This is a genomic window from Arthrobacter sp. (assembly GCF_031179985.1).
Lineage (GTDB): Bacteria > Actinomycetota > Actinomycetes > Actinomycetales > Micrococcaceae > Arthrobacter.
The window spans coordinates 1-7,902 of sequence record NZ_JAPSHJ010000080.1; the positions used below are offsets into that span (position 1 = coordinate 1).

The following is a 7,902-nucleotide window of genomic DNA, read 5'->3' on the forward strand; positions in this document are numbered from 1 at the left end:
CTATCCACCGCGCTGTCCGAACCTACGCTGGCGTTGTTCCCGAGCGCGCCTGGAGTTCGCCCACTTCCTCGTCCGGCACTTTCACCGAGGCGTGCATGTGCACGAGCTGCCAACGGGGGGCAGTGCGGTGCCAGATGGTGGTCATGCGCCAGGCATTACTGATTGTGGCGGGCGGCGAACTCGTCGAGGAGCATCCCCCACGTTCAGCCGTCACGCTAAGGCATGATTTTGTATACGTCGATCACAGTCTCTTCAGGCGCGGTTGCGAACCCGCCCTCGACGCCCTTTTGCAATAGCGGAAGGAGGACGTTGTCTCGGTACTGCTCCCAAGCTCCCTTCGACTCGAAGAGTGCCATGATGGTCCAGCCACCTGCGGAAGGCCCTGCCACATGGAAGGTCTGGCCGACGGGCAATTGCCCTTCGGCTGGGTGGGTCGTGGCAATCGATGCCTCGTATTGCTCTCTTGTCCCTCCTGGGAAGAAGTGCATAACTCCACAGGCCGTGGGTTCCATAGCTGCTCCTTTATGGGGTTGGATTCCCTCATCGTGGACCTCTGCACACAAAGCTGCAATAGCCCTGGTCCCCTTTGGTTGTTGTATTTGCGGCCGTAATTCGGCTTGAGCAGGGGGCTTCGTCTGGTTGCTCCTGTCGGATCGGTTGTGGGCCTGGTTCATGGTCGTCCTCTGCATTCGACCGAACCGATACCGGGACCAGGGACCGACTCAGCGTTGCAGCCGGACCGCCTGCATGACGTCGTTCTCGTACAGGCCGTGCGCGGGTGGCCTGCCAGTTGTCGTAGCGCCCGTAGTTTCCCGGGTCCAGGATGAACTCCCAGCTGCTCTCCAGTTCGGACCGCAGGTCCTCCGGCCAGTGCCGGTATCCGGCGTCAGGTGTGACCCCGGCGGCCCGGACCCTGGCATCGACGTCCTCGAAGGCACACTCCAGCCGGGCCATGACTCATCATCGCGCTCACCGGGAAGCTCAATGATCAGCGGACTCCGGTTCAGGGCCGAATGCCAGTCACCGAACTGCGAAAGCAGCACCCGTTCCCGAGGCACCCTGCAGGCCAGCAGCACCCCCCGGTGAATTCTCGCAGAGCTCCACGAGATCCTGGCGCCTGATCTGTGCCCAGAACCAGAGCGCCCCATCCCCCTCGGTGGGCAGCCGTGCCGCCATCTGCCGGTACATCCATTCATGAGCGTCCCCATGGAACGGCTCAACACGGGACGGATCAGGCAGGAGCACGCCGGCGGAGAGGAGCGCCTCGAATGCCTCTTCAGTCGGGATCGTGTGCAGAAGCAGCCAGTCAGCGGAGAGGTCGTAAGCCATGCGTCCCCTGGGGACGGCGTCGGCGGAACGGGCTTTCTTAATCGGAAGCGCAGGCACTGCACTATCATCGCTGAGGGCACCGACGGTGAGAGCATGTTCCGTGCCGGCCCAGGTGAGCCCTGCCAAACGGGGTGCGGCGAACGGTCGAGCCGGGTCGGCCGTCGATCAGGCGTGAGGCGCCTCAACCGGTCCGCTCACACGGACACCGCCCACTGCCCCTGTCCAGGGCGTATCACCCGGGCTGGGCAACAACAGATGCGCGAAAATGTACCCTTGCTGAAGTGCAATGACATGCGAGGTGGCGCCGGCGCAATCCAGCGCGATCTCCAACGGCCGGAAGGGGGCACCGGGATGCTCCTGTCCGACGGAGACCTTCGCGCCGGAAGCACCAACACAGGCTGCAGTGACGATGTACTGCCCGCCCGCCGGCACCCTCTCGGTTTTGCCAAAGCCCCTGACGGGACCATCCAGTGGCCCCACGTCGGAAATGAGGACTGGTTCCGGCGCTGCCTTAAGGAGCCGGTCCAGCTCAGCGTAGTTTTTGACCTCGCGCTCCAGGACTTGGGGATCAGAGTATGGCTTCGGGGGCCCTGTTGCCGGCGCCAGGTCAGCTGTTGCTGTGTGCGCGGGCTCTGAATCAGCTGTTGCTGTTTGCACGGGCTCCGGGTATTCATAGACGCACCCTGTGGTCCCGTTTAGAGGGATCAGTAGGCACAGGGCAAACCCTATCCGGTGCCGTTTGTCTTTCGCTCCCACACTCCCATGGTGGTCAAGCCCGCAGTTCAAAACAACCGCTGACCGGCCCTACATTCCGTCCAGCCGGAACTCGACCCAAAGCGGGTAGTCGTCCGAGACCCATACAGCAATCTTAAGTCCGGATGGGCATCCTGGGGGTTGAGAACGGATGCCCTAAGCCAGTAGAGGGCCGGGGCAGTTCTACGGGATTCGCGCCCGGCCGATGCGGGAGAGGCTCCGGCGGTGCGCCAGCCTCCGCCCTCGTGATACCTGGTGTGACCGCTGGTGAGCAGTCCGTTCTGCTGTCCGTTCTGCTTTCCGTTCCTGACGCCGCGCCCGCCTTCCCGGCAGCCCGGAAAGCAGCACCAGAATCGTACCGACCCACATGAGGGCCATCGCGAAAACCAGTGCGATCGCTTCCTCGGGGCGCATAAATCAATTCTAGACCCTGAGGGTGGTCGTAGCAGCGGGGGTCCTGTCAAGAACATAGCTGCGGTATGCGAGCCGTCCAGCTGCCAAGCACCTCAGTCCTGAAGCCGGACCGCCGCCATGACGTCGTCCTCGTACAGGCAGTGCGCGGTGGCCTGCCAGTTGTCGTAGCGCCCGTAGTTTCCCGGGTCCAGGATGAACTCCCAGCTGATCTCCAGCTCGGACCGCAGATCCTCTGGCCAGTGCCGGTATCCGGCGTCAGGTGTGACCCCGGCGGCCCGGACCCTGGCATCGACGTCCTCGAAAGCACACTCCAGCCGGGCCATGTACTCCTCGTCGCTCTCACCGGGAAGCTCAATGATCAGCGGACTCCGGTTCAGGGTTGAATGCCAGTCACCGAACTGCGAAAGCAGCACCCGTTCCCGAGGCACCCTGCAGGTCAGCAGCACCTCCCCCGGTGACTGCTTGCAGAGCTCCACCAGATCCTGGCGACTGATCCGCGCCCAGAACCAGAGCGCCCCATCCCCCTTGGTGGGCAGCCGTGCCGTCATCTGCCGGTACATCCACCCGTAGGCGTCCGCGTGGAGCGGCTCCGCACGGGATGGATCGGGTTCGAGCGCGCCGGTGGAAAGAAGCCCCTCGAAAGCCTCTTCGCTCTGGATGGTGTGCAGCAGCAGCCTCTCTGCCGCAAGGTCATAGCCCATGCGCCCCTTGGGGACGGCGTCGGCGGGACGGGCTGTGGTGATCGGAAACGCAGGCACGGCACCATCATCGCGGAGAACACCGACAACTGCGGCGAAGCGTGAAGAAGCCCTTTGGGACCACTGCGGCAATGTGTAAGTCGAGGGTTCCAAGAGCCCGCTTTTTGCTTGGCGTGACCTGGCTGGAAGCTCAGTCTCTGAGACTACCGGCCGTCACCTCGAATTCCTCCACGGACAGGATCTCAGTTCTCTCAGCTGCGCTGGTCTCCGTCCTGAGCCTATTCGCCGTCTCCCGGCTCGCGACCATGGATTCTTCGGAATCCCACAACGTGATGGACAGGTCTTTGCCGGTTTCTTTCCCGTGCAGATAATAGATTCCCCTGCACCCGGGAATTGCAAGCACCCTGTTAATGATGTCTTGCGACGGCGCGTCCGAAATGGTTTCCGGTCCGGTCCCGAAGGTGCTGAGTCTGGCGAACATTTCTACTTCTCCTCCAATTAATCCGGTTAAGGCTGATCTCGGGCAAGGGTGGGACCTGCGCCGAGGTTGTGGCTCCTGGCAGCAGCAAGGCTCTGAACGCCCATCCGCACAAGGCAAACCGTAAGGTGCCGCCCGGTGCCTTTAGCGGCCGGCCGTTGATTCGCAGCGGCGGAAGATAACCGAGGCAATTTCCGATCGCGCTCCCGAGCAGGCTTCTGTTCAGGCAGAAACCGACTCAAGTACACGCCCGGGCCGGAGAGGTGTCAATGGCTCCAGAATTGGTCAGATGTGTTGGTTTTCTCCTGGCTGGCCGCGCTACCTGATCGGTCACGGACTGGTTCCGGAGCTGCCCACGGGCCGTGGAGATCCTGTCCAGGTCCTGGGTGACAGCAACTGGCGGTGCAGTCGTCATGCCTTCCATCGAAAAATGCCAGGCTCCTGGTTTCGGGGACGCCGGGGGTCCACGCCCCAATCTGGGGGTGCCGAGGCCAAAGGCCGCCGGGCAACAATCAGGTGGAGAAGGCACAGTGGTCGACATCCGAAGCCGAGGGACCCCATGCCGGCCTAGGACTGCCGGGTCCGGCCGGAGTTGCCCCGCAATGTCAGCCGGACCCGGTATCAAACCTGGGCTGAGAACCTTTAGATGAACGGGTAGATGGGGAAGAACCTGGGGATCAGGGACGCCTTCGCGCCCGTGCTCTCCGTTTCCGTCGGGAGCTGGTCGATTTTCGCCTCCAGGTCCAGAGCCACGTCGTCTCCAATAAGGCAACGGGTCAGGTAGGCGGAGAGGGCCGAGTTGGTGGCGGTGTGGGCGCCCGGGATTGTTTCCCCGCTGAGCAGGGCGTAGGAGTCCCCGACATGGAACACGGTAAGGAAGCAGTCATCAATGGCATGCAGCCGCAGGTTCTGCACACTGTCCCGGAACGCATCCTCTGCGCCGTCCCTCGGCAATGCTGCCGCCGAAAATGTCACAATTCCTGGCATGTAGCTATCCCCCTAGCAATCAGCCGGTTCCCCGAAGGCCTTCGTCACACACTAGCCGCTACCCTTGGCCGACTTGAAGTTTTTAGCAATTGATAAAAACATAAAGTGCTGGGTTCTCCGATGAGGGGGCTCAGGGAGTTCCGGCGGCATGGTCCTCCGGGTGCATGCGCCCGAATTGGGGGTGGGACCATCCGCACGACGGGACCAAGGGAGGGATACAGCTCAACCGCCGGGCTGTATCCCTTCTCCCCTGTCCGGCTGCCGCCACAGGATGATGATGCCGATGCCGATGCGCCCCTCGGGGCCGACCCCCAATTGTCTGGAATGCGGCTACGCTTCTCCTCATGATCCCCAACCATCAGCAGTTGATCGGACTCCTGGCACGTGCCGATCCGGGGTTTGCCGCGGGAGACTTTGCCACCACGTACAGGAGTGCCTCCGGGCCGGAGGGCGAGACGGGCTCCTTCCGGTACTTCCCGGGCGGTTTCTGGGAGGTCACCAACGACAGTGGTGGCCGGTACCTCAAGGCGCCGTGGGGAATGCGGTTTGAGCAGGACTCTGGGTATTTCGAGGAAGCCCCCGACAGGGGTGGCCAGCCGCCGCGTTTTCCTCCGTGGTCCCTCGTGCTGCCGCGGTACTCGACCTTCCTGGGCCGGGAAGACGATGACTGGCAGATAGACGCCAGCCGGCCGCTGGTGGAGGAATCCGGGACGCTGACCGCTGCGCTCACGAACCTGGAAGACCCCCGGTTCACGGGCACATTAACGGTCAGCGTTCACACGAATACGATCACCTCGGCTGATCTGGGGCACATGGTGCAGACGCTCGCCATCGTCCGCACTGAACCGGACGACGAGGACCTGGCGGCCCTGGAGAACATCAAGGCCAGCGTCAGGGGCCGCTGACAGACTGCCCGTCAGGACTGGCTTCTGGACCGTCGGCCGCGCGCCCTGCCACTCCGCCACCCGGGGAGGGCGGCGTCCAGGGCTTCGGCTTTCTGGGGATCGAGTTGCCCACGGCGGGCCTTGGACCGCTGAAAGTGCAGCCAGGCACCCAGTTCGTGCTCTTCGCCGATGATGTTGGCCTTGTGCCGGGCCAGTCGTTCCCTGCCGCCCGGTACGCCGTCAATGCTTGCAGGCGCTCCTGCCACCGTTCCTCGTCAGCCTCTGCACGGGGCTTGCCTGCCCAGCCGTCCAGCACCGCCAGCCCGTCCCGGCACTCCTGGGCGAGCGTGCCAGCCCGGGCCTCTTCGCGCCGGCGCTACAGCCACACCGCCAGCGATCGCTCGGAGGTTCTGCCGGCATTCCGGGACGGGTAGCGTCCCGTTGCCTGGACCATGGCCACTAGTTGCCGCATCCGTTCCAGCCCGCGGGCAGTCGCCTTGGCTTTCCTGGTTGCTGATCGGTGCGCCTGGTGCAGGCCGGGGTCCTGAACGGCAGCGAGACGAAGGCCAGCGCGGGCGTCCGTTCAGGAATCACCGTCAGGTAGTTGAGGGATTGCCTAACGGTACCGGTGCGGGATCCTTTCCGTCCGGAGCTTGGAATGGTGGTCAGCTGGCCCTCGGTGTGGCCTGACCGATGACTTTTCCGCGCCGTGCTGGTCTGTACAACGAATACCGACTCACGGGAGACTGACGCCATGCGCAAACTGACCTTCGCCATGAACCTGAGCCTGGACGGCTACATCGCCGCGCCCGGCGACGACCTCGGCTGGAGCGTACCGAGCGACGAGCTGTTCCAATGGTGGTCCGACCGGGTGGGGGCGACCGGCCTGGCGCTGTACGGGCGCAAACTGTGGGAGACGATGAGCTCCCACTGGCCGACCGGCGACCAGCAGCCTGGCGCCACACCTGCGCAGATCGAGTTCGCCCGCCGCTGGCGGGACATGCCGAAGGTGGTGTTCTCCTCGACGACCAGCACGGTCGACTGGAATACTCGCCTAGTCACCGACGACGCGGTCACCGAGATCACCCGGCTCAAGGCCGACGACGGCGGCCCTATGGACATCGGCGGTGCCACACTCGCCGCGGCGGCCATGAGGGCCGGGCTGATCGACGAGTACGCGATCGTCACCCATCCGGTACTGGTGGGCGGCGGCACGCCGTTCTTCACAGCCTTGGACCACTGGGTGAACCTGAGCCTGGTGGAGACCCGGACGTTTCCCGACAGTGTGGTCCTTACCAGGTACAAGACCAGGCGCTGAGTGCCCGGCATCGAAGCAGCACGGGCTTCGGGCCACCCAAGGATCTCGTAGCGCTGTGTTCCGAGGCGATCGTGACGTTCCTGCCGGATCCTCTTCTTTTACCGGACCGATTCGTCCCGCTTAGCGTTCCTCGAACGAGGGCCCGCCACGTACCGCTGCCGGAACAACGCCAAATACCGCTGCGATTCACAGGATCTGGAACACTATCCGCCCGGCGAGGCAGATGGTTCGGAGGGGTTAGCCAGGAAGGCACCAAGTCGCCTACCGACATCCTGTCATCCAGAATGCAACCCGTTGCTGACCGTTCGGGGCATCAATGTTCAATTCCACCGCGAAACCGAGTTCGTCCCCTATAGTCGGGCTGACACCGAATCCAATCAGCCGGTTTCGGTCCGGGAGATCCGCTCCCATGAGAAGGCTGATTCCTGTGGACTCTTGGGCGTCGTTTTCAGGTGGCACGCTCGTGCCACCATGGACCATCCAATGAGCACCGCCCTCCAAGACTCCCTTGTGTCCAGTACAGACAGGCACTTCCAAGTTGGAACCGGGCATGAGCTTGAAGACGCTCGCTGGAGTTTCAGGGCAGCGCAGCACAGAGCACGTGGTCATGCTGGCGATGCTACCGAAGGGAGGGGCTATCTGAGGTCACGATCTCCTCAAATGCTTTGGTCTTCAGGAGTATGCTCAGGCCATGCTTGGAGCTCAGGGAGGGGCCCAGAGGGCGAAATACCAGTGGCTCATTGGTATTAGTGTTCTTCCCCTTGCCGTAGGAAGCTGCGCAGTGGACCCTGGCGATGCAGACATCACTTCCGGCACATCTGACCGCTGGATCGTAGGTGTGTCAGGCCCGCGGAGCGGCGTGATCGACCCATGCCTGAAAGACCCAAGTATCGAAGAGTCAATTCAAAGTGCAAATCTGCCATCCACGCACTTGAGCATCAAACTTCGCGAAACGGCGAAAAGAGAAGACGCTGTCCGCATTGCAGACTGCCTTCGGCGGGGCCTGAAGAGCGGAGATGTATCGATCACTAGCCCCAGAAG

General features: G+C 63.1%; 11 protein-coding genes. 2 read left to right on the forward strand and 9 right to left on the reverse strand.

From position 1 onward, the window contains the following. Positions 1–22 precede the first annotated feature (22 nt). The 8 genes from RIN13_RS19485 to RIN13_RS19520 form a co-directional block, all read right to left on the reverse strand. On the reverse strand, positions 23–145 hold the full coding sequence (locus RIN13_RS19485) for a hypothetical protein (protein ID WP_309108967.1): 123 nt from the start codon (positions 143–145) through the stop codon (positions 23–25). 70 nt (positions 146–215) lie between these two features. Further along, the gene (locus RIN13_RS19490; RefSeq protein ID WP_309108968.1) at positions 216–512 is read right to left on the reverse strand and encodes a hypothetical protein; all 297 of its coding nucleotides are present in this window, start codon (positions 510–512) and stop codon (positions 216–218) included. Positions 513–1,020: 508 nt separating this feature from the next. Then, the gene (locus tag RIN13_RS19495; RefSeq protein WP_309108969.1) at positions 1,021–1,386 is read right to left on the reverse strand and encodes a hypothetical protein; all 366 of its coding nucleotides are present in this window, start codon (positions 1,384–1,386) and stop codon (positions 1,021–1,023) included. 108 nt (positions 1,387–1,494) lie between these two features. Further along, a complete protein-coding gene (locus tag RIN13_RS19500) occupies positions 1,495–1,986 on the reverse strand; it encodes a hypothetical protein (RefSeq protein WP_309108970.1) in 492 nt (163 codons plus the stop codon). Positions 1,987–2,265: 279 nt separating this feature from the next. After that, positions 2,266–2,496 (reverse strand): hypothetical protein, encoded by a 231-nt coding sequence (locus tag RIN13_RS19505; protein ID WP_309108971.1) that lies wholly within the window; start codon positions 2,494–2,496, stop codon positions 2,266–2,268. Between the two features lie 92 nt (positions 2,497–2,588). Further along, the gene (locus RIN13_RS19510) at positions 2,589–3,254 is read right to left on the reverse strand and encodes a DUF3841 domain-containing protein (RefSeq protein WP_309108972.1); all 666 of its coding nucleotides are present in this window, start codon (positions 3,252–3,254) and stop codon (positions 2,589–2,591) included. A 130-nt stretch (positions 3,255–3,384) separates the two neighbouring features. Beyond that, positions 3,385–3,675, reverse strand: a complete 291-nt coding sequence (locus RIN13_RS19515; RefSeq protein ID WP_309108973.1) for a hypothetical protein — start codon at positions 3,673–3,675, stop codon at positions 3,385–3,387. Between the two features lie 639 nt (positions 3,676–4,314). Then, positions 4,315–4,659, reverse strand: a complete 345-nt coding sequence (locus tag RIN13_RS19520; RefSeq protein WP_309108974.1) for a hypothetical protein — start codon at positions 4,657–4,659, stop codon at positions 4,315–4,317. A gap of 344 nt (positions 4,660–5,003) precedes the next feature. On the opposite strand from RIN13_RS19520, the gene RIN13_RS19525 reads away from it, so the two are divergent. Then, positions 5,004–5,564, forward strand: coding sequence for a hypothetical protein (locus tag RIN13_RS19525; protein WP_309108975.1), 561 nt, complete (start codon positions 5,004–5,006; stop codon positions 5,562–5,564). Between the two features lie 11 nt (positions 5,565–5,575). Here RIN13_RS19525 and RIN13_RS19530 read toward each other — a convergent pair whose 3' ends face one another. Further along, on the reverse strand, positions 5,576–5,809 hold the full coding sequence (locus RIN13_RS19530; RefSeq protein WP_309108976.1) for a helicase associated domain-containing protein: 234 nt from the start codon (positions 5,807–5,809) through the stop codon (positions 5,576–5,578). Positions 5,810–6,297: 488 nt separating this feature from the next. Between RIN13_RS19530 and RIN13_RS19535 the strand changes: the two genes are divergently transcribed. Next, complete coding sequence (locus RIN13_RS19535) at positions 6,298–6,861, forward strand: dihydrofolate reductase family protein (protein ID WP_309108977.1); 564 nt, start codon at positions 6,298–6,300, stop codon at positions 6,859–6,861. Positions 6,862–7,902: the final 1,041 nt, after the last annotated feature.

Bases quoted from the DNA above. Each gene is read 5' to 3' on its own strand.
- RIN13_RS19485 (WP_309108967.1), bottom strand. From the start codon at position 145: ATGACCACCATCTGGCACCGCACTGCCCCCCGTTGGCAGCTCGTGCAC.
- RIN13_RS19490 (WP_309108968.1), bottom strand. From the start codon at position 512: ATGGAACCCACGGCCTGTGGAGTTATGCACTTCTTCCCAGGAGGGACA.
- RIN13_RS19505 (WP_309108971.1), bottom strand. From the start codon at position 2,496: ATGCGCCCCGAGGAAGCGATCGCACTGGTTTTCGCGATGGCCCTCATG.
- RIN13_RS19515 (WP_309108973.1), bottom strand. From the start codon at position 3,675: ATGTTCGCCAGACTCAGCACCTTCGGGACCGGACCGGAAACCATTTCG.
- RIN13_RS19520 (WP_309108974.1), bottom strand. From the start codon at position 4,659: ATGCCAGGAATTGTGACATTTTCGGCGGCAGCATTGCCGAGGGACGGC.
- RIN13_RS19525 (WP_309108975.1), top strand. From the start codon at position 5,004: ATGATCCCCAACCATCAGCAGTTGATCGGACTCCTGGCACGTGCCGAT.
- RIN13_RS19535 (WP_309108977.1), top strand. From the start codon at position 6,298: ATGCGCAAACTGACCTTCGCCATGAACCTGAGCCTGGACGGCTACATC.